The organism is Micromonospora sp. NPDC049836 (assembly GCF_044465125.1).
In the GTDB taxonomy this organism is placed as follows: domain Bacteria; phylum Actinomycetota; class Actinomycetes; order Mycobacteriales; family Micromonosporaceae; genus Micromonospora.
On record NZ_JBITLH010000001.1, the window covers coordinates 378894 to 404965 of the forward strand.

Consider the following 26072-nt stretch of genomic DNA (forward strand, 5'->3'; position numbering starts at 1 on the left):
ACCGACCCTGACTCCCACCCCCGCCCTGGAAGCCGATCAGGGAGTTCGCGCCGGGCGGCGGGCCGCCACGGACGAGAAGTCCTCGCTCAGCAGGGCGGTGCGGGCGGCGCAGGGCGGGCCGCGACCGACGCGGCATTTTTGATCAACGGGCGGTGCGGGCGGCGGTGCGGGGACGGGCCGCCACGGACGCGACGTTCTCGATCAGCGGGGCGGTGCGGGCGGCGGCGGGGTGGGCTGGCGGGGATGGCTGGCGCGGCGCAGGGAGTAGAGGGTCAACAGGGCGGCGGCGAGGAGGGGCGCACCGTCCCGCACCAGACCGTCCACGCCGAGCAGCCACCAGCAGAGCGGCAGGTCCACCGCCAGGACGCCGAGGGTGACGACGATCAGGAACCGTCGGGCCCAGGGCCGTTCCCGCAGCAGGAAGGCGGTGCCGAACAGGACCAGGTAGCTGACCAGGATGCCGGCGGCGAACCAGCACAGCACGGCCGGTACGGCGCTGAGCCGGCCGTCCAGGATGGAGCCCGCCGCGATCAGCGCCGGGACCAGCATCAGCGGGCTGTAGGTGAACGCGGCGACCCGGGCGGTGAGCAGCCAACCGGTGACCGGTGGGCGCTTCGGGGTGACCTCCCGCCAGGAGATCACGCCACCGGAGATCACCAGGCCCTTGCGGTGCCGGACCAGGTGCCCGCGTACCGCGTCGGAGCGGTAGAGCAGCACCACCACGGCGACGCAGAGCGCGGTGAGCACCCCGAACCCGAGCAGGCCGGGCAGCGGTGGCACCCCGGACCGGGGCACGACCAGCCGTCCCACCGCGAAGACCGTGGTCACCGCGAGGATCAGTCCGAACGGTCGCGCCGCGACCCGACCGCGCTTGACGTGCCCGATCAGCACCAGGAAGGCGAGGGAGCGGAGCATCGCCCAGCCGGTGCGTACGGCGAGATCGAACTCCTGCTCCGGGGCGTACCAGTAATTGAGCAGCTCGACCACGACGGTGGCCGCCGCGGTGACGGCGAGCAGCGTGGTCAGCGCCCGGACGGCGGACGGCCGCCGGACCTCGACAGGTTCGGCGGCCGTCCTCATGGCATCCGATGTTGCCCGCTGCGGGCAACCGGCACACCTCTACTTCTGCGGCTCCGCGTCGAGCCGGGCGCGCAGCGCGTCCAGCTCGGCCCAGAGGACGCCGGGCAGCTTGTCGCCGAACTTCTCGAACCACTCGGTGACCAGCGGCAGTTCCTTGCGCCACTCCTCGGGGTCGACCTTCAGCGCGATCCGGACGTCCTCGGGGGTCATGTCCAGCCCTTCGACGTCCAGCGCGTCCTGGGCCGGGACCATGCCGATCGGGGTCTCGACCGCCTCGGCCCGCCCCTCGATCCGCTCGATGACCCACTTGAGCACCCGGGAGTTCTCGCCGAAGCCCGGCCAGAGGAAGTTGCCCTCCGCGTCCTTCCGGAACCAGTTGACGTAGTAGATCTTGGGCAGCTTGGCCTCGTCACCGTCGGCGCCCTTGCCCATCTCGATCCAGTGCCGGAAGTAGTCGCCGGCGTGGTAGCCGATGAACGGCAGCATGGCCATCGGGTCGCGGCGCACCACGCCGACCGCGCCGGACGCGGCGGCGGTGGTCTCCGAGGAGAGCGTGGCGCCCATGTAGACGCCGTGCACCCAGTCCCGCGCCTCGGTGACCAGCGGGATGGTGTCCCGCCGACGGCCGCCGAAGAGGATCGCGTCGATCGGCACGCCGTTCGGGTCGTAGTAGTCCTCGGCGAGGATGGGGCACTGCGTGATCGGCGTGCAGAATCGGCTGTTCGCGTGCGAGGAGAGGCTGTCGCTCTCCGGCGTCCAGTCGTTGCCCTTCCAGTCGATCAGGTGCGCCGGCGGCTCACCCATGCCCTCCCACCAGATGTCGCCGTCGTCGGTCAGCGCCACGTTGGTGAAGATGGAGTTGCCGCGGTCCAGCGTCCGCATCGCGTTGGCGTTGGTCTTCCAGTCGGTGCCCGGGGCGACGCCGAAGAGGCCGTACTCCGGGTTGACCGCGTAGAGGCGGCCGTCGGAGCCGAAGCGCATCCAGGCGATGTCGTCGCCGATGGTCTCGACCTTCCAGCCCGGGATGGTCGGCTCCAGCATGGCCAGGTTGGTCTTGCCGCAGGCCGACGGGAAGGCGCCGGCGACGTGGTAGACCTTGCCCTCCGGCGAGGTGATCTTGAGGATCAGCATGTGCTCGGCGAGCCAGCCCTCGTCGCGCCCCATCACGCTGGCGATCCGCAGCGAGTAGCACTTCTTGCCGAGCAGCGAGTTGCCGCCGTAGCCGGAGCCGAACGACCAGATCTCCCGGGTCTCCGGGAAGTGCGAGATGTACTTGGTGTCGTTGCACGGCCAGGCCACGTCCTGCTGGCCCGGGGCGAGCGGGGCGCCGATCGAGTGCAGCGCGTGCACGAAGTCGGCCTTGTCGCCCATGGCGGCCAGGACCTTCTCGCCCATCCGGGTCATGATCCGCATCGAGGCCACCACGTACGGGCTGTCGGTGATCTCGACGCCGAACATCGGGCTCTCCGCCTCGACGGGACCCATGCAGAACGGGATGACATACATCGTGCGCCCGCGCATGGAGCCGCGGTACAGCTCCGTCATCGTCCGCTTCATCTCGGCCGGCGCCATCCAGTTGTTGGTGGGGCCGGCGTCCGCCTCGTCGACCGAGCAGATGAAGGTGCGCTCCTCGACCCGGGCGACGTCCGTCGGGTCCGTCCGCGCGTAGAACGAGTTGGGCTTCTTCTCGGGGTTCAGTCGGATCAGGGTGCCGTTCTCGACGAGTTCGTCGGTGAGGCGACGCCACTCCTCGTCGGACCCGTCCACCCAGACCACCCGGTCGGGGGTGGTCAGTTCCGCGACCTCACGTACCCAGGCGAGCAGTTTGGGGTGGGACGTCGGGGCCTGATCGATACCCCGAACAGTAGCCGGAGCAACCATGTCACATCTCCTTGTGGTCGACGCTGACCGATCTATGGGATGCACGAGTACTGGCGAACGAGAGCGCCGCCGTCGTGGAAACCTGGGATTGGGCTCAGCGTAAACCGGGCTGCCTCGCGAGTCAGTGGGACTGGTTGTGAAGAACTGCACAAGGTACGGCCACGCTGCGGCATCGCGATCTCTTACCCGCTTTCGCGCGCAGTTTCACGCAAATCTTGCGGAGAACCTTCGGCGGGCGCCGTCAGCGCCGAGGGTCGCGAGGTGCGCGATGCGGGTAACCGCACGCCGGTGTCACGAACGACGATTCCGTGATCCGCTCCACAATTGCGCCGGATCCGGTTACGCTCCGCTGACGAAGATCACCATGAGCAGCCGACCGCCCCGGCGGGTGCCGGCCGTCGCCGGACGGCCGGCCGCCGGTCGCGTCCCCGCTTGTCGGTGTTACCGCTCCCACGAGCGTCAAACCGGTACTCTCTGCGAGTGGCCGCCACGATGACCCGGAACCGAACGGTGCAGCCGCGGACCCGTCGGGGTCCGCTCGGCGCGCTGCTCGACCGCTTCGGCCACCTGATCCACGAGATGAGCAAGTTCGCCACCGTGGGCGGGTTCGCCTTCCTCATCGACTTCGCGCTCTTCAACTACCTGGCCAGCGTCCGGCACGTGCCACCGGTCGCGGCGAAGACCATCGCCACGGTCGTCGCGGCGACGGTCGCGTTCCTCGGCAACCGGTTCTGGACCTGGCGGCACCGCCAGCGCTCCCACCCGGCCCGGGAGTACGCCCTCTTCTTCTTCTTCAACGGGGTGGGCCTCGGCATCGCGGTGGGCTGCCTCGCCGTCAGCCGCTACGGGCTGGGCGCCCTCTGGCCGGGGGTGTTCCAGACCCCCCTGGCCGACAACATCGCCAGCTTCGTCGTCGGCACCGGCCTCGGGACGCTGTTCCGATTCTGGTCGTACCGGCGGTTCGTTTTCGTCGAGGCGGGAACACCTGCCGTTCCGGCACCGAGCCACGACCGGAAGTCCGGGGCGTGACCAACCGCCCACTCCGTCCCGCCGGGCCGAGCCGGCCCTGCCCGCTGCCCTAAGGTGTTCCGCATGCCTCTTGTCCGTCTGCTGCCCGAGCGCTGGCAGAAGTTCGTCCACGAGGCGCTCAAATTCGGCATCGTCGGCGGCATCAACACCGTCATCAATTACGCGGTGTTCAATGCGCTGGCACTCACGGTTTTCCGCGACGGCCAACTCAAGGCGACCGTCATCGCGACGATCATCGCGACGATCACGTCATATCTGATGAACCGGCACTGGACGTACCGGGATCGACCGAAATCGGCGCTTAAGCGGGAGTACGTCCTATTCTTCGTGTTCAACGCCACCGGCCTGGTGATCGAACTGGGCGTGCTCGCGGCGGCGAAGTACGGCCTCGGCGTGACCAGCCTGCTGATGCTGAACGTCGCGAAGACCGGCGGCGTCCTGCTGGCCACCCTGTTCCGCTTCTGGTCCTACCGGACCTTCGTCTTCCAGCCGGTGCCGCAGCACGCCGAGGAGACCTGGCACAGCATCCCGCGCGACGAGTGGGACAACGTGGCCGAGCTGGACCCGGTGGCGGAGCTGGCCGAGTCGGTCAGCGAGTTGGAGGAGACCGAGCCCCGTCCCGGCAGCCGACCGGAACGGATCGGCGGGCGCGACTACGCGCCCCCGCAGGGCCGCCCGGCCTCGGCGGACGCGCTGGGGCGCGCCTTCAAGGCCGACCTCACCATCGAACTCCAACCCATCCCACCCCACCTTCCTCGCCACTGACGCGCCACCGCGGCACCGCCGGGGCCGGGCCCGGCGGGCCGGGCCCGGCGGAACCCGGGGCGGAGCGGTCAGGCGGAGGGGTCGCGGAGCGGTTTGCCCTCGCGCATGTCGGCGAGGATCTCCCGCATCTCGCCGTCGCCGAGGCTGTGCTTGTCGTGGTGGGCCTCGACGAGTTCGTAGAGCTTCGTCTGCACCCGGTCCACGCCCGGCACGTCGTTGAGCACCGACTGGCCCCGCTCACCGGCCGACTCGATGGTCAGCGTGCCGCAGCCCAGCAGCCGCTCCAGGAACTTCTGGTGCATGGCGTGGTCGTTGATCCGGGTCAGCGGCAGGTCCCGCCGGTTGCGGGAGAAGACGCCCTCCTGCAACAGCACCCGCTCGTTGGTGAAGAGGTAGTGGGTGGTGCGCCAGACCAGGAACGGCCACAGGCCGAGCCAGAGCACCAGCACCAGGCCGAGCGCGGCGATCACGTAGAGCGCGATCGTGCCGCCGTCACCTTCGGGCAGCAGGGCCCAGCCGGCGACCACCGCCGCGACGGCGAGCACCAGCACCAGGATCGGCCGGATCAGGGCCTTCCAGTGCGGATGCAGGTGCAACACGACGTGCTCGTCCTCGGTGAGCACGTCTTCAGGGAACGCCACGGGAACCTCCTCGCAGAACAGGACGCGCTGACCGTAACCGGTCGGCGCATCCCGGCGGATCAGCCGCGCGGCGGGTGTTGGCGGCGACCCGCCCGGCACAGCGCGGGGCCTGTCCGTTCAGCGCAGGTGCAGCACGTCGCCGGCGGCGAGGCGCAGCTCCCCGGCCGGACCGTCCACCAGCAGCTGCCCGTCGGCGTCCACCCCGGTGGCGGTGCCGTGCACCTCGCCGCCGTCCGGCAGGAGCACCCGGACCTGCCGGCCGACCGTGGCGCACGCCGCCACGTACGCGTCCCGCAGGCCGCTGGCCACCGCGTCACCGCCGGCGTCGCGCCAGCGGTCGTACCAGTCGGCGAGGGCGCGCAGCAGGGCCCGCAGCAGCGGATCCCGGTCGGTGGCCGCGGCCCCGGCGAGCTGGAGCGAGGTGGCCGGCAGCCCGGTCGGGTTCGCCGGCAGCTCGTCGGCGCGGAGCGTGACGTTCAGGCCGATGCCCACCACGACGGCGGGGGGCTGCGCCGGGGAGCCGCCCGGCACCGCCTCGGCGAGCACCCCGGCGCACTTGGCGCCGTCGATCAGCAGGTCGTTCGGCCACTTCAGCCGGGCGTCCAGCTCGGCCAGCCGGGCCACCGCCTCGACCAGCGCGACCCCGGCGAGCAGCGGGAGCCAGCCGTACCCCGGGGGCGGCACGGGTGACCAGCCGCGCTCGGCGACGGCCTCGCCGGGCCGGAGCAGGACGCTGGTCGCGAGGCCGGCCCGGGGCGGCGACTGCCACACCCGGCCGCGCCGGCCGCGCCCGGCGGTCTGCCGCTCGGCGACCACCACGAGCCCCTCCGCCTCACCGGCCTGCGCCGCCGCGACCACGTCGGCGTTGGTCGAGCCGGTCTCGGCGACCAGCTCCAGGCGGCGCCAGGGCCCGTGCGGGGCGACCAGCGCGCGCCGCAGCCGGGCCGCCGACAGCGGCGGGCGGTCCAGATCGGTGTACGGCGAGCCGGGCATCCCGCCAGCCTACGGCCCGCCGGCGGCCGGGTCGGCCGGAAGCGGGTGAGGCGCACTGCACAGCCGCGCCTTGGTGAACCATCGTTATATTCCCTGGGTGACTACCGAGACCGGGATCAACATCCACACGACGGCCGGGAAGCTGGCGGACCTGGAACGTCGGGTCGACGAGGCGGTGCACGCCGGGTCGGCCCGCGCGGTCGAGAAGCAGCACACGCGGGGCAAGAAGACCGCCCGGGAGCGGATCGAGATGCTGCTCGACGAGGGCTCCTTCGTCGAGCTGGACGAGTTCGCCCGGCACCGGTCCACCAACTTCGGGCTGGAGCGGACCCGCCCGTACGGCGACGGCGTGGTTACCGGCTACGGCACCGTGGACGGCCGGCAGGTCTGCGTCTTCGCGCAGGACTTCACGGTCTTCGGCGGCTCGCTGGGCGAGGTCTTCGGCGAGAAGATCGTCAAGGTGATGGACCTGGCCATGAAGATCGGCTGCCCGGTGGTCGGCATCAACGACTCGGGCGGCGCGCGGATCCAGGAGGGCGTCGCCTCGCTCGGCCTCTACGGCGAGATCTTCTTCCGCAACGTGCGGGCCAGCGGCGTCATCCCGCAGATCTCCCTGATCATGGGACCGTGCGCGGGCGGCGCGGTCTACTCGCCGGCCGTCACCGACTTCACCGTGATGGTCGACCAGACCTCGCACATGTTCATCACCGGCCCCGACGTGATCAAGACGGTCACCGGCGAGGACGTCGGCATGGAGGAGCTGGGCGGCGCCCGGACCCACAACTCGCGCAGCGGCAACGCGCACTACCTCGGCACCGACGAGGAGGACGCGATCGAGTACGTCAAGGCGCTGCTGTCGTACCTGCCGTCGAACAACCTGGACGAGCCGCCGGTCTTCTCCGTTGACGCGGAGCTCGACATCACGGACGAGGACCGGACCCTGGACACGCTGATCCCGGACTCGGCGAACCAGCCGTACGACATCCACCGGGTCATCGAGCACGTCCTCGACGACGCCGAGTTCCTGGAGGTCCAGCCGCTCTACGCGCAGAACCTGGTGGTCGGCTTCGGCCGGGTGGAGGGTCGCCCGGTGGGTGTGGTCGCCAACCAGCCGATGCACTTCGCGGGCACGCTGGACATCGCCGCGTCGGAGAAGGCGGCCCGCTTCGTGCGGACCTGTGACGCGTTCAACATCCCGGTGCTGACCTTCGTGGACGTGCCCGGCTTCCTGCCCGGCACCGGGCAGGAGTGGGACGGCATCATCCGCCGTGGCGCGAAGCTCATCTACGCGTACGCCGAGGCCACCGTCCCGAAGGTCACCGTGATCACCCGCAAGGCCTACGGCGGCGCGTACGACGTGATGGGCTCCAAGCACCTCGGTGCGGACCTGAACTTCGCCTGGCCGACCGCGCAGATCGCGGTGATGGGTGCGCAGGGCGCGGTGAACATCCTGTACCGCTCGGAGCTGACCAACGCCGAGGACCCGGCCGCCGTCCGGGCCGAGAAGATCGCCGAGTACGAGGACACCCTGGCCAACCCGTACATCGCCGCCGAGCGCGGCTACGTCGACGCGGTGATCCCGCCGCACGAGACCCGGGTGCAGATCGTCCGGGCGCTGCGGGTGCTGCGCACCAAGCGCGAGACGCTGCCGCCGAAGAAGCACGGCAACATCCCGCTGTAGCGGATGCCGCCGAGGCCCGCGCCGCCCGTTCGGCGCGGGCCTCCGCGCGTCAGCAGGGTGGGCTGGTGAAGTCGCACATCCGGTCCGCAGCGGTGCGGCCGAGGGCACGGAGCTCATCGCCGTCCACCAGCGGTACGGACCGGTTGCGCACGCCCCCCTGCGGGGCGAGCACGGTGACCAGATCCCCGACCTGTACGACCGCGCGGAGATCCTCGCCGGCCGTCGGCTGGACGAGCTGTGGGCCCGGCGCGGGCGCCTCCGTGTGCCGGAGCAGCACCGAGCGGTCGCCGGCGAAGTCCCGCGCCGTTACCTGCCAGCTGTGCTGGATGGACACCGTCCCGCGGTGCCCGTCCCGCTCCGCGGGGGTGGTCTGCCGCCAGCTGGCGCAGGCCCGCACATACCGGTCGAGGTCGGCGAAGACCTGAGCGGATCCGGCCCGCCCCAACCGGTACACGTCCTGGGCGAGGACCGGCATCCCGCCGGTGCTGTCCCGTCCCGCCGTCGAGGCCTGCAGCAGATTGCGTGAGCGCGAGTAGCGCGACTCCACTGACTCCGGCGGCACCCCGTTCTCCGCGGCGCACCTTTCGAGCAGCGGGTCGACCCGCACCGGCTCACCGAGGCCGATGTCACCGAGCTGGATGTTGGCGCGCACCGGCAGGTCGTTCCCGGACAGCAGCACGAACGAGGGCACCTCGCCGCCCACCGGATCCGGCTGGCTCAGCGGGCCGGCGACCGTGGGCGCCGCGCCGGTACGGGCGGCCACCGCGACGACCGAGGCCGACGCGAGGGCCAGGACCGCCATCGCGGCCGCCACGGCCGTACGCCGGCTGCGGCGCCGGGCGCGGGCCCGGATGTCCGCGGGCTCCGGCCAGCGGACCTCCCGCAGATCCCGACTCACCAGGTCGACGAAGTCGTCACGCATCGGCGGCCTCCTCCAGATCCACGACTTTGAGCAGCCCGGCGAGGGCGGCGCGGCCCCGGGACAGCCGGGCCTTCACCGTGCCGACCGGCGCGTCGGTTTCCCGCGCCACCTCGGCCACCGGCATGCCGAGCAGGTAGTACAGCGCGATGGCGACGCGTTGCTCCTCGGGCAGCCGGCGCAGCGCGGCCACCACCTCGAGCGTGTCGGTGCTGGGCGCCGGGACGCTCTCGTCCGCCCCGTGCCGCAGGTACGCCCGGGCCCGGCTGCGCAGGCTGCGCCACCGGCTCACCGCGATCCGGCTGGCCACCACCCGCACCCACGCCTCGGGATCGTCGTACCGGCTCACCGTCGACCAGCGCTGCCAGGCCCGGATGTACGCCTCCTGCACGGCGTCCTGGGCCTCGGCCAGGTTGCCGGTGAGCACGTAGACGACGCCGAGCAGCCGCTGCCGGGTATCCCGGTAGAACTCGTCGAACCCCTCGACGTCCGGCACCCTGTTACCTCCCCCGTGACACGTCGCCGGAGAGACGCCTGGCGGAGCCGGTGCGGTTGCCCGCTCAGCCGATCATTTTTTCCAGCTCGGCGCGGGGGAACTCGCCGGCCGCGATCCGCTCGCGCACGGCCCGGCGGACGGCGGCCTGCACGGCGGCGTTGGCCGGCGTCGGCACCCCGTGCAGCCGGCCGAGCAGCACGATCTCGCCGTTGAGATGGTCGGCCTCGGCGGATCCGGCGCCCCGGGCCAGGCTCTGCCAGGTCGAGCCGCCGGCCCGCTGCTCGCCGTCGACCGGCCGGTGCTGGACCCGGTCGCCCCGCTCGGCCGCCTCCTCGTCCGGGGTGGTGTGCGGGATGCCCGCGGCGGCGAGCACGGCCTCACCCTCGGCGCGTACCCGGGCGGCCAGCGGTGCGGGGATGTCCCGGCCGAGCAGCGCCTGGAGCCCGTTGCCGAGGTTGCCGAGCAGCTTGCCGTACTTCCAGCGCAGCACGTCGTCGCGGACCGGGGCGACGAAGCCGGCGGCGGTCAGGTCGGCGGCGACGGCCCGGCTGGTGTCGTCGGAGCCGGACGGGTAGCGGCCCAGGTGCAGCATGCCGGGATGCGGGTACCCGTTGGCGACCACCACCCCGGGTTCCAGGTGGGTGGCGGGCAGCCAGACGCAGACCGGGTGCACCCGGGCGAAGAGGCGCAGCGCGGCGCGTTCGTTGGCGACGCCGTTCTGGGCCAGGACGATCGGCAGCCGCTCACCCGCCGTGCCACCGCCCTCGACCGGGGTGTCCACCCAGGTCGCCAGCGCGGCCCCGGTGTCCTGCGACTTGACGGTCAGCACCAGCACGGTGTCGGCGGGCAACGGCCGGTCGCCGGGCCCGGCCACCACCGGCAGCCGGCCGGTCCGCGGGCCGTCGGGGGTACGCAGGGTGAGTCCGCGCGCCCGGATCGCGTCCAGGTGCGCGCCGCGGGCCACCAGCGTGACGTCCCGGCCGGCGTCGGCCAGCCGTACGCCGATGGTGCCGCCGACCGCGCCCGCCCCGATGATCAGATACCGCATCCGTCCGATTCTGCCCCGCCCCGGCGCGGGGGCCGGCTCGGGGCATGCCGTCCGCCGCTCAGCCGGTCAACCCGGCGTCGGCGAGGATCGGGCCGGTGAGCAGCAGCGCGCCGACGGCCAGCGCGGCGATGCTGACCAGGAGGAACACGCCCACCCAGAAGAGCGGCGGGAACGGGGTGAGCCGGGCGAGCTGGTCGGCGTCGGACTCCGGCATCCGCCCGCGGCCGCGCAACCGTTGCAGCTCGATCACCGGGCGTACGCCGCCGAACAGCAGGAACCAGACCGACGTCCAGGCGAAGGCGGCCTGCACCTGCGGCGACGCGTACCACGACACGGCGAGCACCACGCCGCCGGTGACCAGCAGGGAGAGCACCCCGAAGACGTTGCGGATCAGTACCAGCATGGCCAGCAGCAGGGCCACCGCGAGCCAGAGCAGCAGGGTGATCCGGTTGCCGGCGAGCAGCCAGGCCCCGGCCAGGCCGAGCAGCGCCGGCGCCACGTAGCCGGCGAGCAGGGTGAGGATCATGCCGGGTCCGGTGGGGCGCCCGGCGGAGAGGGTCAGGCCGGAGGTGTCCGAGTGCAGCCGGATGCCGCGCAGCTTCCGCCCGGTGAGGAGCGCGACCAGCGCGTGACCGCCCTCGTGGGCGATGGTCACCGCGTTGCGGGCGATCCGCCAGGGCAGCCGGGTGGCGACCACCGCGACCGCGACCACGGCGGTGAGCAGGACCAGCAGCGGCGGCGGGTCGGGCTGCGCGGCCAGCAACGTGTCCCAGATCGTGCGCAGGCCGTCGAGGAGGGGCATGGGCCGGGAGCATACCCGCTGATCCCGTGTCACTCCGGAGCCGATACGCCATCGCCCGGATCCCGTGGTATCTCGGCACGACGACAACCTTCTATGAAAATTTCTTTAAGGGCTCTTGCGATCTAGGGCAGTTACCTCCAAAGATAGGCGTCAATCATTTGACGTCCCTGGAGGCATCAATGGCCCGTCCCCGACTCTCCGTACGCCGCCTGCTCGCCACCGGCCTCACCGTCGCCGCCACCGCGGCCGCGGCCCTCGTCGCCACGGCCGGACCGGCCGCCGCCGCGACCACCCCCGGCATCGACGTCTCGCACTACCAGGGCTCGATCAACTGGACCAGCGTGAAGAACGCCGGCATCCAGTTCGCCTACATCAAGGCCACCGAGGGCACCAGCTACAAGGACTCGGCGTTCAACACCAACTACGTGAACGCCTACAACGCCGGCGTGATCCGGGGGGCGTACCACTTCGCCCGGCCGAACATCTCCGGCGGCGCGGCCCAGGCCGACTACCTGGCCAGCAACGGTGGCGCCTGGTCGGCGGACAGCCGTACCCTGCCGGCCGCCCTCGACCTGGAGGCGAACCCGTACAGCGGTGGCTACTGCTACGGCAAGACCACGTCGGGCATGCGGACCTGGATCAGCGACTTCCTCAGCCGCTACAAGGCCCGCACCTCCCGGTACGCGGTCATCTACACCACGACCAGCTGGTGGAACCAGTGCACCGGCAGCTGGACCGCGCCGTGGGCCAACCACCCGCTCTGGGTCGCCCGCTGGTCCAGCTCGGTGGGCACCCTGCCGGCCGGCGCCCCGTTCTGGAGCTTCTGGCAGTACACCTCCAGCGGCTCGGTCTCCGGGATCAGCGGCAACGTGGACCGCAACTACTGGAACGGTGACCGGACCCGCCTGGTCGCTCTGGCGAACAACACCTGATCCACCCCGCACAGCGGTCGGCGGCAGCGGGACCTCGGTCCGGCTGCCGCCGTCGTCGTGTGAGCTGTCCGGGCCAGGCCCGGCGTCGGTTGAGCTGTCCGGGTCAGGCCCGGCGTCGCGGGGCGACCGGCACGGACACCGCGCCCCGCCCGGTCAGGGTGGTCCGGCGGGCCAGTCGCCAGCTCGCCACCCCCGCGACGACGAGGGCCACGACACCGAACGCCGCGACCGGCGCGGAGAGGCCGGCGCTCACCAGCAGCAGGACGATGTCCCCGAGCGCGACCAGCATCCACAGCGCCAACCGGGGGCCGGTGTCCTTGTGTCGGTAACGCATGTCGTACCTCCTTCCGTCGTCACGGGTCCAGTACCCCGTACCACGGAAGGCCATGCGAATCAGTTTCGCGGCGGTGGGATTCCCAGCTCAGTTCGCGCGGTCCGGCTTGAAGTGCGCGAGGATGACCTGCCAGTTCGCCAGGTTCTCGTCCCAGGTGCCCACCGGGACCTCCCAGCGCAGCGCGAAGCCGCGGTTGCTGGCGGTCGCCACCCCTCGGTTGCGGACGTGGATGCGGGCGCCGTCCCGGCTCTCCAGCCAGTCCCAGTCGGCACAGGTGCGGTACCAGTCGCAGGCCTTGATGCCGATGTACTGGTAGTCGCGGACCAGCCGCTTGCGGTCCGGCTCCAGCTCGTGCCAGTCGGCGACCGCGTCCTTCTTCGGGGTGTTGGTCCACTGGATGAACAGTTCCCGCTTGCCCCCGCTGACGTCGTAGACGATCACCGAGTTGCCGGAGCCGCCGCGGGCCTTCATGCCCGGCGGGATCGGCACCTTGAAGCCGATCGGCCCGGTGTAGAGGGTCCACCCGGCCGGCAGCGCCGCCGCACCGGTGCTCGGGCTGGCCGACGGCGTCGGGCTGGGCGGCGCGCTGCTCGGCGCGGCCGACGTCGGTGCGGCGCTGGTCGCGGCCGGCGGCGCCGGGGCGCCGGAGGTGGCCGCGCCCGACTGGCCCTCGTCGCCGTTGCCGTCACCGCGGTTGAGCAGCGGCACCGCCACCGCGAGACCGGCCAGCAGGAGCACGACCAGCGCGCCGATCATCAGGTTGCGCCGGTTGCGCTCGGGCCGCGTACCCGGGACGACCGCGGCCCGGCCGGTCGACGGCGCGGGACTGACCGGCTCGGCCAGCACCGAGGTCGGGTTCCGCGGCGGGCGCGGCGGCTCCGCGGCCGCGGCGACCGCCGGTTCGCCGTCCACCCGGGTCTCGTCCAGGGCCGGGACCGGACCGTCCACCGGGGACCCGTCGGCGGGCTTCGCGGGCAGGTCGAGCTTGGCGGTCGGCCCGGCCGGCGGCGGCGGCGTCACCTTCGCCGTCGGGGCCGCCTCGACCGAGCCGGCGGGCGTGGCACCGGCGGCAGCCGCCGCGCCCGGAACGAAACTGGGCGGGCTGGCGGGCCGTCCGTCGGCCGGGCGCGGCGCCGGCACCAGCGGCGGGCGCGGCTCGCGCGGACCGTTCGGCCCCGGCCGGCGTACGCCGTCCAGCAGCGAGATGCTCTTCGCGCGCCGGCCGCCGGCCTTGCGGAGCAGGCGCTCCGCCACGTCGGCGGTGATCCGCTCGGTCGGGTCCTTGCGGAGCAGGCCCTGCAGCACCGGCTTGAGCGGGCCGGCGTTCTTCGGCGGCGGCAGCGGCTCGGTGGCCAGCGCGGCCAGCGTGGCGATCGCCGACGGCCGGGCGTACGGCGACTTGCCCTCCACGGCCGCATAGAGGGTCGCGCCCAGCGACCAGAGGTCGGCCTCCGGACCCGCCGTGCCGTCCCGCGCCCGCTCCGGCGCGATGTACGCCGGCGAGCCCAGCACCATGCCGGTGCGGGTCACGTTCGGGTCGCCGGGGATGGTGGCCAGGCCGAAGTCGGTGAGCACCACCCGGCCGTCCTCGCCGAGCAGCACGTTGCCCGGCTTCACGTCGCGGTGCATGACCCCGGCCTTGTGGGCGGCCTTCAACGCGCCCAGCACCCCGAGGCCGATCTCGACCGCCTTCGCCGCCGACACCGGCCCGTCCTCGGCGATGGTGTCCTGCAACGACTTCGACGCCACGTACTCCATCACGATCCACGGATCACCGTCGGTGCGCAGCACATCGAAGATGCGGACCACGTTGACGTTGTTGAGCCGGGCGATGGCCCGGGCCTCCCGCAGCGAGCGTTCCCGCATCTCGCGCCGCTCCTCGGGGGTGAGGCTGGGGGGCGGTACGAGTTCCTTGATCGCCACGTCCCGGTGCAGGACCTCGTCCCGCGCCTTCCACACCCGACCCATGCCGCCCTGGCCGAGCGGCGAGAGAAGCCGGTACCGGTCGGCGACGAGTTGGGGAAGCGCGTTCGACATCGCAGAGACGGTACCCGCCAGCTCCGACCGTCACACCGCCGGCACGCCACTGTGCGGCGAAGGTCAAGTTCTCGACGCGTACCCTGAGGTCATGTCTGCCGAAGAGCCGCTGTTCCGGATCGTCCGCGGGGTGCCCACCGCCGAGGAGCTGGCCGCCCTCGTCGGCGCGATCATGGTGCGGACCCGGCCGACCGCGGCCCCGCCGGCGCCCGTGTCGCACTGGGCCCGCAGCGCCCGGCCGGCCGCCGCGACGCCCGTCGCCGGCCCCGGCGCGTGGCGCGCCTCCGGCCTCCCCCGCTGACCCTTCCCGGGGGTACGCCCCCCTGCCGGGATCCGCCGCGAGCCACTAACCTCACTCAGGGAAACGGCGCGGTGACAGGCAGGGAGGGTCGATGATCCCCGAGGAGAACGAACCGGCGGGCTGGCTACACGGCTACAACGGCATCGAGGCCGACATCCGGCAGCTACGGGAGTTCGCCGACCGGCTCCAGGACGAGGTGACCCGCAATTACGCACCGCACCTGTCGTACATCGCCGACGACATGCGGGCGCGGATCCCCAACCCGGCCGACGCCTTCGTCGAGCTGGTCCAGTTCCTCCAGGCCCACCACGAGACGCAGACCGCCGCGGTGGAGATGGTGTGGGGCATGGTGCCCGCCACCGGCCGCCTCGCCGACGCCGCCGGCCTGATCGCCGCGAAGTACCAGCACTCCGACGCCTTCTCGGCGGCCCGGGTGGCCGACGTCGAACGCGCCCTCGCCGCACCGTCCACAACGGTCCCCCGCCCCGTGCCACCGCTGCGCGACCCGACCGCGCCCGAGGAGGGCCCGGTGGCGCTGCCATGATCGAGCGCGGCAGCGGCCGGACCTCCGGCCTCACCGACTGGCAGCGGATGGACGTGCTCAGCATGTGGGCGTGCGTCCAGGACCAGGACACCACCGGGCAGTGGAAGCAGGTCGCCGGCTGGCGCAAAATCTGCGACCTCGCCCTGGCCCACCTCAGCCGCCTGCGGGAATACCGGCACGGCCTCGCCGAGGCCTGGCCGCCGGCGACCAACGCGGCCGCCCGGGCGTACCTCGCCGAACTGGACCAGCTCATCGACAAGGTCCAGCGCACCCACGACGCCGCCGCCGCGAACTACGACGCGCTCGCCGCCGCCACCCGCGCCCTCGCCGGCGCCCGGGCCGAACTCAAGCCGCTGTACGACGAGTACGCCGCCAAGCTGAAGCAGAAGCAGGCGTACGAGGAGATCCTCGCCGACCCGAAGGCGGTGGCCGGCAGCCGCCTGCCGAGCACGCCCCCGGTGACGGACGCCGACCTGGAGCGGTTGAACGGGCGGGCGCGCGGGTTGATGGCCGGGCTGAGCGGAGAACTCCAACAAGCCCAAGTAATGCTCCGCCAACCACCACCGAAGCCAGTGCCGAGGATCGACGAGGCTGTTCAAAAGCCAGGCGTTGACAACCTCCCACCGCTGATTCCGCCGATCGTTCCTATTCCGATGGTGTCTGACAATCGCACGTCGAGGCCCCGGCCAAGCGCGGCGCCAACCTCAGCATCGGTGTCCCCAGGACCTGGAGTCGGGCCGATCCTGGGCGGAGCAGGCACGGGCCTGGCTGCACCAGCACCAGCGAGCAACGTTCCCAACGCGCAATTCCCGACGCAGCCAGGCATTGGCACAACTGGACCATCGTCTGCGATACCTGGCGTGCCGCGACCACTTCCTACTCCAGAGGCCCTTACCGGTGAGGCGGCCCGAAACAGGCCCGGCCTCGGCAAGCCCAGTTCTCCTGTATCGCCCCCTCGCTCGACGCCATATGGCGGCCTTATAGGCAACAGTCCTCAGGTGGGCTCGGGCCAGCCAAACGGCGGAAACCTGCCTCGTCGAGCTAATCCGCTAGGGGGTGTAATAGGCGGCGGGGCGGGCACAGCCCCAACGGGTGCTGCGGGTTCACGACCGGGCAGCGGCCGGCACACGCAACATAGCAACTTTGGGGGAATCCATCCTCTTGGCGGCGGTCCCGCCCCTAGCGGCACCGCATCGTTCGGACCAGCAAGTCGACCGAACACCAAGCCCCGCACTTGGGATCCGCACGACCCTTGGAGGATCGACGACGGGGTGGACCCGGTTGTCCGAGCCCCAGAGGAAAATGGGCCGATTGACCCAGGGCCAGCGATCGGGTTTGACAAGTAAGCATGAATCGGCAGAGCCTGCGTCTCGCAGCAATCACCCTCACCGCAACGATCCTTTTCCCAGCAAACCTGTCCAGAGCAGACTCTAGTCGAGATGCCCAGTGGCACAGGAAATACCTCCGGATCGAATCAGCACATGAGATAGCGCAAGGAAACGGCGTGACCGTTGCCGTGCCGGATAGTGGTGTAGATCCTCATCCCGATCTACGAAACAACCTGATGCCTGGGGTTGACATCATCCCTGGTGGAGACGGCGATGGCCGACGGGATCAGGACGGGCACGGGACAGGAATGGCAGGCTTAATTGCCGCTCACGGCCGTGGAGGCCACGAGGGAGTACAAGGCATCGCACCCCAAGCCAAGATTCTCCCGATTTATGTATCGCCGGCCCATCAGGACGGTGACCCAGAGGCGCTAGCCAAGGGCGTCGACTATGCAGTGGCTCGTCATGTTGAAGTGATTAGTATATCTGCTACTGGTGGCGCCGACGCACGACTCCAACGAGCAGTAAGAGCAGCAATCAGCGCAAACATCGTTGTTGTGGCCGGAGCAGGAAATACAAGCAACTCATCGCTCGTCGGATACCCCGCGAGCGAGCCGGATGTGATAGCAGTTGGAGGCATCGACAGGAACGGAAATCATGCTGCGATCTCTGTAACCGGGCCGCAGATCGACGTGGTAGCTCCAGCGGTCGACGTTTACAGCACGAGCATCAACGGTGGTTATCGGGTGGGCACAGGCACCTCTGATGCCACTGCCATCGTTGCGGGTGCGGCTGCTCTGATCCGTTCCAAGTACCCCGACCTCCCCGCCGAGGAGGTCGCCCACCGCCTCACTGCGACCGCGATCGACAAGGGCCCGCCGGGCCGCGACGACGAGTACGGCTACGGCGTCATCGACCTGGTCGCCGCGCTCACGGCGGACGTTCCTCCGCTGGGCTTCGAGTCGTCGGCCGTGACTCCGCCGGCATCCGGGAAGGCCCTGCCCGAGGACGGTGACGCCGGCGACGATGGCGCGGCGGTACGCGGACTGGCGACATTGGGGGTGCTGGTCGCGGCCGGTGGTGGTTATCTCGTGTGGCGGCGGCGTCGTCGTGCCGATGATCCTCCGCCGCGGATCAGCCGGTAGCGTCAAAGCGTGTCGACTTCCCTGCCGCTGCGCCTCGTGCTCGCCTCGCAGAGTCCCGCCCGCCGCAAGCTGCTCCACGCCGCCGGGATTGAACCCGACGTGCTGGTGAGCGGGGTCGACGAGTCGCAGGTGGTCAGCGACCGGGCCGAGGATCTGTGCCTGGAGCTGGCCCGATTGAAGGCGCAGGCGGTGCTGGGTCGGCTGCGCCCGTCACCGGACGAGCGGACGTTGGTGCTCGGCTGTGACTCGGTGCTGGCGTTCGACGGGGAGATTCTCGGCAAGCCGGCCGACGCGGCGGAAGCCACCCGGCGATGGCAGCAGATGCGCGGCCGCAGCGGGGTGCTGCACACCGGGCACTGCCTGATCGACGTGGTGCACGAGGCGCGGGCGGAGGCGGTCGCCTCCACGAGGGTGCACTTCGCGGACATCAGCGACGAGGAGATCGCCGCGTACGTGGCGACCGGCGAGCCGCTGGCGGTCGCGGGGGCGTTCACCATCGACGGGCTGGGCGGGCCGTTCCTGACCGGCATCGAGGGCGACCCCGGTACGGTGGTCGGCCTCTCCCTCCCGCTGCTGCGCACCCTGCTGGCCGAGCTGGGCCTCAACGTCACCGACCTGTGGACGAAGGTCGCGCCGGGGGGCCAGGAGATCGAGCATCTCGGCTAGGTTCCGGTCATGACCACAAAGCCGCTGCCGCTGACCCCGGAACTGCACGCCTACCTCGTGGCCCACGGTTCGGCCCCGGACGAGATCGTGCGTGACCTGGCCGAGGAGACCCAGGCCGCCCTGCCCGCTCAGGCCACCATGCAGGTCGCGCCGGAGCAGGCCGCATTCCTGACCTTCCTGACCCGGCTGCTCGGGGTGCGGCAGGCGGTGGAGGTGGGCACCTTCACCGGGCTCTCGTCGCTGGCGATCGCCCGGGGGCTCGCCGAGGGCGGCCGGCTGACCTGCTTCGACATCTCTGAGGAGTACACCGGCGTGGCCCGGCGCTACTGGGCCCGGGCCGGGGTGCAGGACCGGATCGAGCTGCGCATCGGTCCCGCCGCGGAGACGCTGCGCGAGTTGCCGCGCGAGCGCTACCTGGACTTCGCGTTCATCGACGCGGACAAGGTGGGCTACCCGATCTACTGGGACGAGTTGGTGCCGCGGATGCGGCCGGGCGCGGTCATCGCGGTGGACAACACGCTGCGCGCGGGCCGGGTGCTGGCGCCGCAGAACGCCGACGACCGGGCCATCGCCGCGTTCAACGACGAGATCCTCGCCGACGTCCGCGTCGACGTGGTGATGCTCCCCATCGCCGACGGAGTGACCCTCGCCCGCGTGCACTGAACCCGACCGGGAGCGGCGCGCCGCCGACGGGAGCGGCGCCGCCGGCGGTGAGGCCGCTACCCGCTGGCGACGGGATGCGGCAATCCGGGGCATCGCGCGGGCGGGAAGCCACGCCTGGCCGCAAGCCGGGACATCACAAGCTCCAGGGCCCCAGTTCCAGTCAGGTCTTCTTGTCCTGGGTGAGGCGGGGCACCGGCCTTACGCAGTGCGGATGGCCGGTGCCCCGCCCCTGGTGAGAGGCAGCCCTTGTGCGGCTAGCGGACGCTGCGGGCGAACTGGCGGGCGGCCCAGACCACCCCGGCGACGGCGAGCACCGCGACGATGCCGAGGCCCTGCCAGACCTTGTCGTTGCCCAGGTCACCGGCGAACAGCGCCCGGGTGCCGTCGACCGCCCAGGCGAACGGGTTCCAGGTGGCGATGCCCTGGAGCCAGCCGGGCGCGTACATGAGGGGCAGCAGGATGCCGGAGAGCAACAGCACCGGCTGGGCCACGGTGTTCATCAGCGGGGCGAGCGCGTCCTCGCTCTTGACCTTGAGCGCGACGCCGTAGGAGACGGCCGAGGTCATCAGCGCGATGAGGGCGAGCATCAGGTACGCGAGCAGCACGTAGCCGAGGCTGACGCGCAGGTCGAACAGGAGCGCCAGCAGGGTGATGATGACCGCCTGGACGATCAGCGAGACCACGTCGCGCAGGGAACGGCCGAGCAGCAGGGCGAGCCGGCTGACCGGGGTGACCCGGGACCGCTCGATCACGCCGGCGCGCAGTTCGGCGATCAGGCCGAAGCCCTGGAACAGGCCGCCGAAGATGGCCAGCAGCACCAGCAGGCCGGGCACGAAGACCTTGTACGCGGCGGCCTGGCTGGGCGCGTTCAGCGCCGGCTTGAGCAGCGGGGCGAAGAGCAGCAGGTACATCACCGGCTGGAAGACGCCGACGAAGACCCAGACGGGGTTGCGCAGCAGCAGCAGGATCTGGCGCTGGAAGATGAGCCAGGTGTCGCGGGCGAGTTTCATGAGTGCTCCCGTTGGTCAGGACTCGCGCAGCGAGCGGCCGGTCTTGGTGAGGAAGACGTCGTCGAGGCTGGGGCGGTGCAGCTCGACGGAGCGCAGGTCCAGCCCGGCGCCGTCGAGGCGGCGCAGCACCTGCGGGATGGCGGTGGCGCCCTCGTCGACGTAGAGGCGCAGGCCGCCCTCGTCGACGGTCTCCAGCTTGCTGACGTACGCCTCGGTGTCGAGCAGTTCGGCGGCGCGGGGGGTGCTGGCGGCGTCGAGCCCGACGAGCACCACCTCGCCGGAGATCTCGCGCTTCAGCTCGGCTGGGGTGCCCTCCGCGACCACCTCGCCGTGATCCATGATCGCGATCCGGTCGCAGAGCGCGTCCGCCTCGTCGAGGTAGTGCGTGGTGATGAAGACGGTCATCCCCTCGGTGCGCAGCCGGCGGGTCTCGTCCCACATGTGCGCGCGGCTCTGCGGGTCGAGGCCGGTGGTCGGCTCGTCCAGGAAGACGATCTTCGGCTCGTGGATGATGCCGAGGGCGATCTCCACCCGCCGGCGCTGGCCGCCGGAGTAGGTCTTGCACTTGCGGTCGGCGTACTCGCTGAGCTGGAAGGCGTCCAGGGCGCGGGTGGCGCGGCGGTGCGCCTCGGCCTTGCCGATGCCGTAGAGCCGGGCGTGCAGCACCAGCTCCTCCCGGGCGGTGGACTCGTCCCAGGTGCTGCCGCCCTGGGCCACGTAGCCGATCCGGCGGCGCACCTCGGCCGGGTCCTTGCGCAGGTCGGCACCGGCGATGGTGGCCTCCCCGCCGTCCGGCTCGATGAGGGTGGCGAGCATCCGCAGGGTGGTGGTCTTGCCGGCGCCGTTGGGGCCGAGGAAGCCGAAGATCTCGCCCTCGGCGACCTCCAGGTTGACCCCCCGGACCGCGTCCACGGTCTTCGTCTCGCGACCCGCCCGGGAGCGGAACGACTTCCGCAGTCCCCTGGTCTCGATCATCTCTGCTCCTGGTCCTCCGGGCCGGACGGGCCCGGCCGCTGGTCGTCCGCCAGGAGGACACACCACTCCCCGGCGGTTCCCGGTGACACTAACGCGATATAACTTTTTTAGTCAACGTTGATTATTCCGGCTGGTCCGCGCCGCCCGTCCGGCCGGACCATCCCTCTGCCTGGCCCATTCCAGCGGGCAGGTACGACACTCCGGACTCGATCCGCTCGGCGATCCGCTCGCACCAGGCCATGTCCGCCTCGGCCCGGGCCAGCCAGAGCTCGAACATCCACCCGACGTGCACCGGTTTGCGGTTGCGCACCCAGTCCGAGTCCAACGAGGCGCGCATCGACTCGATACCGGCCCGGATCAGGTTGGCCCGGTTGCGCAGCGCCGCCGCCGCCTCGTCGCGCGGCATCGCGGGCAGGAACGAGAAGGCCGCCACGAACGGGTCCGCCGGCTCGTTCAACTGCCACCACTGGGCCCGCAGCAGGGTCTCGAACTCCTCGTCACCCTTGGGCGTCACCTCGTACGTGGTGCGGGCGGGGCGGGCGCCCACCTGCTCGACCGAGACCGTGCGGAGCAGCCCCTCGTCGGTGAGCTTGCGCAGCGCGTGATAGATCGATCCCGGCTGCACGTTGGCCCACTTGTCCGCGCTCCAGCTCAGCAGCTCACGGCGTACGTCGTAGCCGTGCACCGGCTGCATCCACCGGACCAGACCCAGAATCATCATTCGCGTTGCCGACACCCGACAAGCGTAATAAACAAATTTGACTAGGCCGTGGCGTGACAGTGCCGCATCCCACACTGAGCGACCGTTAGGGCTTCAAGAGGGGCCGATACACTCCCGGCTATCGACCTCCGGGGAGGAGCCACCAAGGTGCGCAAGGTACTCATCGCCAACCGCGGCGAGATCGCCGTCCGCGTCATCCGCGCCTGTCGCGACGCCGGGCTGCAGAGCGTCGCGGTGTACGCGGACTCCGACCGGGACGCGCTGCACGCCACCCTGGCGGACGAGGCGTACGCCCTGGGCGGCGACACCGCGGCCGACAGCTACCTGCGGATCGACAAGCTGATCGAGGTCGCCGGCAAGGCCGGCGCCGACGCCGTGCACCCCGGCTACGGGTTCCTCTCCGAGAACGCCGACTTCGCCCAGGCCGTCATCGACGCCGGGTTGACCTGGATCGGCCCGACCCCGCAGGCGATCCGCGACCTCGGCGACAAGGTGACCGCCCGGCACATCGCCCAGCGCGCCGGCGCGCCCCTGGTCCCCGGCACCCCGGACCCGGTCGGCAACGCCGACGAGGTGATGGCCTTCGCGGTCGACCACGGCCTGCCGGTCGCCATCAAGGCGGCCTTCGGCGGCGGCGGGCGCGGCCTCAAGGTGGCCCGCACCATGGAGGAGATCCCGCACCTGTTCGAGTCGGCCACCCGCGAGGCGGTCGCCGCGTTCGGCCGGGGCGAGTGCTTCGTCGAGCGCTACCTGGACCAGCCCCGCCACGTGGAGGCGCAGGTCCTCGCCGACCAGCACGGCAACGTGATCGTCGTCGGCACCCGGGACTGCTCGCTGCAGCGCCGGCACCAGAAGCTGGTCGAGGAGGCCCCGGCGCCGTTCCTCACCGAGGCCCAGCGCCGGCAGATCCACGACAGCGCCAAGGCGATCTGCCGGGAGGCCGGCTACCACGGCGCCGGCACGGTCGAATACCTGGTCGGCGCCGACGGCACCATCTCGTTCCTCGAGGTCAACACCCGGCTCCAGGTCGAGCACCCGGTCACCGAGGAGACCGCCGGCATCGACCTGGTGCGCGAGCAGTTCCGGATCGCCGACGGCGAGAAGCTGCGCTTCACCGAGGACCCCACCCCGCGCGGGCACGCCATCGAGTTCCGGATCAACGGCGAGGACCCGGGCCGCAACTTCCTGCCCGCGCCCGGCAGCATCACGGCGCTGCGGCTGCCCAGCGGTCCGGGTGTCCGGGTGGACACCGGCGTCTCCGCCGGGGACGTGGTCGGCGGCAACTTCGACTCGCTGCTGGCCAAGGTGATCATCATCGGCGAGACCCGGACCGAGGCCCTGGAGCGGGCCCGCCGGGCGCTGGACGAGATGGTCGTCGAGGGCATGGCCACGGCGCTGCCGTTCCACCGCCTGGTGGTCCGGGACGAGGCGTTCACCGCGGAGCCGTTCCGGGTGCACACCCGCTGGATCGAGACCGAGTTCGACAACACCGTGCCGGCCTTCACCGCCCCCGCCGGCGCCGTCGAGGGCCCGGCCGAGCGGGAGACCGTCGTGGTCGAGGTCGGCGGCAAGCGGCTGGAGGTGGTCCTCCCCGCCGGCCTCGGCGCGGGTACGACCACCGCCGCGCCCGCCGCGAAGAAGCCGGGCCGCCGGGGCGGGGGCGCCAAGGCCGGCGCCGCGGTCAGCGGGGACGCGCTCACCTCCCCCATGCAGGGCACCATCGTCAAGATCGCCGTGGCGGACGGGGACACCGTCGCCGAGGGTGACCTGGTCGTCGTGCTGGAGGCGATGAAGATGGAGCAGCCGCTGCACGCGCACAAGGCGGGCACGGTCAGCGGCCTCTCCGCCGAGGTCGGTGCCGTGATCACCGCCGGCGCACCCATCTGCACCATCGCCTGACCTCCTGCCCCACGACCGGCCCGGGCGGGCCGGTTGCCGGGCGGCGAGGGTGGTTTGGGCCACCAGCGGGGGCGGGAGCGGGCACCAGCAGGAATGATGGCCGGGTGCGGTTCCTTCACGGCGCGGTCCCCGCGCACGACCTGACCTACAACGACGTCTTCATGGCGCCCAACCGCTCCGAGGTGGGCTCCCGGCTCGACGTCGACCTGGCCACGGCCGACGGCACCGGCACCACGATCCCGCTGGTGGTGGCGAACATGACCGCGGTGGCCGGGCGGCGGATGGCCGAGACGGTGGCCCGGCGCGGCGCCATCGCGGTGATCCCCCAGGACATCCCGATCGAGGTGGTGGCCAACGTCGTCGCCTGGGTGAAGCAGCGCCACCTGGTGCACGACACGGCGATCACCCTCGGCCCCACGGACACCGTCGGCGACGCGATCCACCTGCTGCCGAAGCGCTCGCACGGTGCGGTGATCGTGGTGGACGCCGAGCGCCGGCCGGTCGGTGTGGTCACCGAGGCGGACACCGTGGGCGTGGACCGCTTCGCCCAGCTCCGGCACGTCATGTCGACCGAGCTGCACACCGTGCCGGCGGACGCGGACCCGCGTACCGGCTTCGACCGGCTCTCCGCGGGCCGCCGCCGGCTCGCCCCGGTGGTGGACGGGCAGGGGCGACTGGTCGGCGTGCTGACCCGGCAGGGCGCGCTGCGCGCCACGCTCTACACGCCGGCGGTGGACGACCGGGGGCGGCTGCGGATCGCCGCGGCGGTGGGCATCAACGGCGACGTGACCGGCAAGGCCGCCGCCCTGCTGGAGGCCGGGGTGGACACCCTGGTGGTGGACACCGCCCACGGCCACCAGGAGCGGATGATCTCCGCGCTGCGGGCGGTCCGCAAGCTCGACCCGGCGGTCCCGGTGGCGGCCGGCAACGTGGTCACCGCCGACGGCGTACGTGACCTGGTGGCGGCGGGCGCCGACATCATCAAGGTCGGGGTCGGGCCGGGCGCGATGTGCACCACCCGGATGATGACCGGCGTGGGACGGCCCCAGTTCTCCGCCGTTCTCGACTGCGCCGCGGCGGCGCGCGCGCTCGGCCGGCACGTCTGGGCCGACGGCGGCGTACGGCATCCCCGGGACGTGGCGCTGGCGCTCGCCGCGGGCGCCTCGAACGTGATGATCGGCTCCTGGTTCGCGGGCACCTACGAGTCCCCCGGCGACCTGTACACCGACGCGGACGGCCGGCGCTACAAGGAGAGCTTCGGCATGGCGTCGGCCCGCGCGGTCAGCGCCCGCACGGCCGAGGACAGCGCGTTCGACCGGGCCCGGAAGGCGATCTTCGAGGAGGGCATCTCCACGGCGCGGATGTACCTCGACCCGTCCCGTCCGGGCGTGGAGGACCTGATCGACGAGATCATCTCCGGGGTGCGCAGCGCGTTCACCTACGCCGGTGCGCGCAGCCTGGAGGAGTTCCACGAGCGCGCCCTGGTCGGCGTGCAGAGCGCCGCCGGCTACACCGAGGGGATGCCGCTGCCGACGAGCTGGTGACGCCTGGGCCCGGCTCAGGCGAAGAGCCGCCCGATCACGGTCCGGGCGGCGGCCTCCGGGTCGTCGCCGATCCGGGGCGGCAGCGCGCCGGCGAGCCAGAGGGTGGCGAAGCCGTGCACGATCGACCAGGCGGCCAGCGCGTCCGCGTCCCGCTGCCCTCCGGTGTGCCGGGTCACCCCGCCGCGCAGCAGTTCGCCGGTACGGGCGCGGGCGGCCACCAGTTCGGGGTCGTCGGCCCGGTACAGCTCGGGCCGGAACATGACGTCGAAGTGCGCCCGGTGCCGTACGGCGAACCCGACGTAGGCCACGCCGGTGTCGAGCAGGTCCCCGTCGGCGGCGCGGAGCGCGTCGGCCAGCAGGTCGAAGCCCTGTGCGGCGAGCGCGGTGAGCAGGCCGGCCTTGTCACCGAAGTGGTGCGCGGGCGCGGCGTGCGACACGCCGGCCCGGCGGGCCAGGTCCCGCAGGCTCAGCGCGGCCGGCCCGGACTCGGCGATCGCCGCCGCGGCGGTGGTCAGCAGGACCCGGCGTAGATCGCCGTGGTGATACGAGGCCATGCTCCAGCCTAACTTGTCATTGACAAGATGGTGTCGTGGGCGGCAATCTTGTCGTTGACAAGATCGGCCCGTCGAAGGGACACG

General features: G+C 71.8%; 25 protein-coding genes. 11 read left to right on the forward strand and 14 right to left on the reverse strand.

Annotated features, from left to right (window positions below):
* Positions 1 to 201: 201 nt before the first annotated feature.
* Together ACIBPB_RS01730 and ACIBPB_RS01735 are read right to left on the reverse strand one after the other, a co-directional pair.
* Positions 202 to 1080 carry a hypothetical protein gene (locus ACIBPB_RS01730; RefSeq protein WP_396837725.1) on the reverse strand — a complete coding sequence of 293 codons (879 nt, stop codon included), beginning with the start codon at positions 1078 to 1080 and terminating at the stop codon, positions 202 to 204.
* A 39-nt stretch (positions 1081 to 1119) separates the two neighbouring features.
* Positions 1120 to 2961 carry a phosphoenolpyruvate carboxykinase (GTP) gene (locus tag ACIBPB_RS01735; RefSeq protein WP_396837726.1) on the reverse strand — a complete coding sequence of 614 codons (1842 nt, stop codon included), beginning with the start codon at positions 2959 to 2961 and terminating at the stop codon, positions 1120 to 1122.
* 438 nt (positions 2962 to 3399) lie between these two features.
* Here ACIBPB_RS01735 and ACIBPB_RS01740 point away from each other — a divergent pair, with 438 nt between their 5' ends.
* Together ACIBPB_RS01740 and ACIBPB_RS01745 are read left to right on the forward strand one after the other, a co-directional pair.
* Complete coding sequence (locus ACIBPB_RS01740; protein WP_396838156.1) at positions 3400 to 3990, forward strand: GtrA family protein; 591 nt, start codon at positions 3400 to 3402, stop codon at positions 3988 to 3990.
* A 63-nt stretch (positions 3991 to 4053) separates the two neighbouring features.
* Entirely contained in the window at positions 4054 to 4755 is a 702-nt protein-coding gene (locus ACIBPB_RS01745; RefSeq protein ID WP_396837727.1) for a GtrA family protein, read from the forward strand.
* A gap of 68 nt (positions 4756 to 4823) precedes the next feature.
* Here ACIBPB_RS01745 and ACIBPB_RS01750 read toward each other — a convergent pair whose 3' ends face one another.
* Both ACIBPB_RS01750 and ACIBPB_RS01755 read right to left on the reverse strand, forming a co-directional pair.
* Positions 4824 to 5396, reverse strand: coding sequence for a PH domain-containing protein (locus ACIBPB_RS01750; protein ID WP_396837728.1), 573 nt, complete (start codon positions 5394 to 5396; stop codon positions 4824 to 4826).
* A gap of 117 nt (positions 5397 to 5513) precedes the next feature.
* A complete protein-coding gene (locus ACIBPB_RS01755) occupies positions 5514 to 6389 on the reverse strand; it encodes a biotin--[acetyl-CoA-carboxylase] ligase (protein ID WP_396837729.1) in 876 nt (291 codons plus the stop codon).
* A gap of 97 nt (positions 6390 to 6486) precedes the next feature.
* Between ACIBPB_RS01755 and ACIBPB_RS01760 the strand changes: the two genes are divergently transcribed.
* Positions 6487 to 8070 (forward strand): acyl-CoA carboxylase subunit beta, encoded by a 1584-nt coding sequence (locus ACIBPB_RS01760; protein WP_396837730.1) that lies wholly within the window; start codon positions 6487 to 6489, stop codon positions 8068 to 8070.
* Positions 8071 to 8119: 49 nt separating this feature from the next.
* Here the strand turns inward: ACIBPB_RS01760 and ACIBPB_RS01765 are convergent, their stop codons facing one another.
* From ACIBPB_RS01765 to ACIBPB_RS01780, 4 genes are all read right to left on the reverse strand, one after another.
* Complete coding sequence (locus tag ACIBPB_RS01765; protein ID WP_396837731.1) at positions 8120 to 8992, reverse strand: hypothetical protein; 873 nt, start codon at positions 8990 to 8992, stop codon at positions 8120 to 8122.
* Positions 8985 to 9485 carry a SigE family RNA polymerase sigma factor gene (locus ACIBPB_RS01770; RefSeq protein ID WP_357324654.1) on the reverse strand — a complete coding sequence of 167 codons (501 nt, stop codon included), beginning with the start codon at positions 9483 to 9485 and terminating at the stop codon, positions 8985 to 8987. The genes ACIBPB_RS01765 and ACIBPB_RS01770 overlap by 8 nt, the downstream gene beginning before the upstream one ends.
* A 64-nt stretch (positions 9486 to 9549) precedes the next feature.
* Positions 9550 to 10533 carry a ketopantoate reductase family protein gene (locus tag ACIBPB_RS01775; protein ID WP_396837732.1) on the reverse strand — a complete coding sequence of 328 codons (984 nt, stop codon included), beginning with the start codon at positions 10531 to 10533 and terminating at the stop codon, positions 9550 to 9552.
* A 58-nt stretch (positions 10534 to 10591) separates the two neighbouring features.
* The gene (locus ACIBPB_RS01780; RefSeq protein WP_396837733.1) at positions 10592 to 11335 is read right to left on the reverse strand and encodes a M50 family metallopeptidase; all 744 of its coding nucleotides are present in this window, start codon (positions 11333 to 11335) and stop codon (positions 10592 to 10594) included.
* A 179-nt stretch (positions 11336 to 11514) separates the two neighbouring features.
* On the opposite strand from ACIBPB_RS01780, the gene ACIBPB_RS01785 reads away from it, so the two are divergent.
* A complete protein-coding gene (locus tag ACIBPB_RS01785) occupies positions 11515 to 12267 on the forward strand; it encodes a GH25 family lysozyme (RefSeq protein ID WP_396837734.1) in 753 nt (250 codons plus the stop codon).
* A 103-nt stretch (positions 12268 to 12370) separates the two neighbouring features.
* Here ACIBPB_RS01785 and ACIBPB_RS01790 read toward each other — a convergent pair whose 3' ends face one another.
* Positions 12371 to 12601: a hypothetical protein gene (locus tag ACIBPB_RS01790; protein ID WP_357324642.1), complete on the reverse strand. Its 231-nt coding sequence runs from the start codon at positions 12599 to 12601 to the stop codon at positions 12371 to 12373.
* 87 nt (positions 12602 to 12688) lie between these two features.
* A complete protein-coding gene (locus tag ACIBPB_RS01795) occupies positions 12689 to 14638 on the reverse strand; it encodes a serine/threonine-protein kinase (protein WP_396837735.1) in 1950 nt (649 codons plus the stop codon).
* A gap of 91 nt (positions 14639 to 14729) precedes the next feature.
* On the opposite strand from ACIBPB_RS01795, the gene ACIBPB_RS01800 reads away from it, so the two are divergent.
* The 5 genes from ACIBPB_RS01800 (at position 14730) to ACIBPB_RS01820 (ending at position 19285) form a co-directional block, all read left to right on the forward strand.
* Positions 14730 to 14939, forward strand: coding sequence for an acyl-CoA carboxylase subunit epsilon (locus tag ACIBPB_RS01800; RefSeq protein WP_357324636.1), 210 nt, complete (start codon positions 14730 to 14732; stop codon positions 14937 to 14939).
* A 91-nt stretch (positions 14940 to 15030) separates the two neighbouring features.
* Positions 15031 to 15483, forward strand: a complete 453-nt coding sequence (locus tag ACIBPB_RS01805) for a hypothetical protein (protein WP_396837736.1) — start codon at positions 15031 to 15033, stop codon at positions 15481 to 15483.
* 1348 nt (positions 15484 to 16831) lie between these two features.
* Positions 16832 to 17956 carry a type VII secretion-associated serine protease mycosin gene (gene mycP / locus ACIBPB_RS01810; protein ID WP_396837737.1) on the forward strand — a complete coding sequence of 375 codons (1125 nt, stop codon included), beginning with the start codon at positions 16832 to 16834 and terminating at the stop codon, positions 17954 to 17956.
* Positions 17957 to 17965: 9 nt separating this feature from the next.
* Entirely contained in the window at positions 17966 to 18622 is a 657-nt protein-coding gene (locus ACIBPB_RS01815; protein ID WP_396837738.1) for a Maf family protein, read from the forward strand.
* 9 nt (positions 18623 to 18631) lie between these two features.
* Positions 18632 to 19285: an O-methyltransferase gene (locus ACIBPB_RS01820; RefSeq protein ID WP_396837739.1), complete on the forward strand. Its 654-nt coding sequence runs from the start codon at positions 18632 to 18634 to the stop codon at positions 19283 to 19285.
* Between the two features lie 254 nt (positions 19286 to 19539).
* On the opposite strand, the gene ACIBPB_RS01825 is transcribed toward ACIBPB_RS01820, so the two are convergent.
* The 3 genes from ACIBPB_RS01825 to ACIBPB_RS01835 form a co-directional block, all read right to left on the reverse strand.
* Positions 19540 to 20295: an ABC transporter permease gene (locus ACIBPB_RS01825; RefSeq protein ID WP_396837740.1), complete on the reverse strand. Its 756-nt coding sequence runs from the start codon at positions 20293 to 20295 to the stop codon at positions 19540 to 19542.
* 15 nt (positions 20296 to 20310) lie between these two features.
* Positions 20311 to 21270, reverse strand: a complete 960-nt coding sequence (locus ACIBPB_RS01830; protein ID WP_396837741.1) for an ATP-binding cassette domain-containing protein — start codon at positions 21268 to 21270, stop codon at positions 20311 to 20313.
* A gap of 121 nt (positions 21271 to 21391) precedes the next feature.
* Positions 21392 to 21991, reverse strand: a complete 600-nt coding sequence (locus ACIBPB_RS01835; RefSeq protein WP_396838157.1) for a PadR family transcriptional regulator — start codon at positions 21989 to 21991, stop codon at positions 21392 to 21394.
* Between the two features lie 147 nt (positions 21992 to 22138).
* Between ACIBPB_RS01835 and ACIBPB_RS01840 the strand changes: the two genes are divergently transcribed.
* Complete coding sequence (locus tag ACIBPB_RS01840; RefSeq protein WP_396837742.1) at positions 22139 to 23890, forward strand: acetyl/propionyl/methylcrotonyl-CoA carboxylase subunit alpha; 1752 nt, start codon at positions 22139 to 22141, stop codon at positions 23888 to 23890.
* 104 nt (positions 23891 to 23994) lie between these two features.
* Complete coding sequence (locus ACIBPB_RS01845; protein ID WP_046566436.1) at positions 23995 to 25434, forward strand: GuaB1 family IMP dehydrogenase-related protein; 1440 nt, start codon at positions 23995 to 23997, stop codon at positions 25432 to 25434.
* A gap of 14 nt (positions 25435 to 25448) precedes the next feature.
* On the opposite strand, the gene ACIBPB_RS01850 is transcribed toward ACIBPB_RS01845, so the two are convergent.
* Positions 25449 to 25988, reverse strand: a complete 540-nt coding sequence (locus tag ACIBPB_RS01850; protein WP_396837743.1) for a TetR/AcrR family transcriptional regulator — start codon at positions 25986 to 25988, stop codon at positions 25449 to 25451.
* Positions 25989 to 26072: the final 84 nt, after the last annotated feature.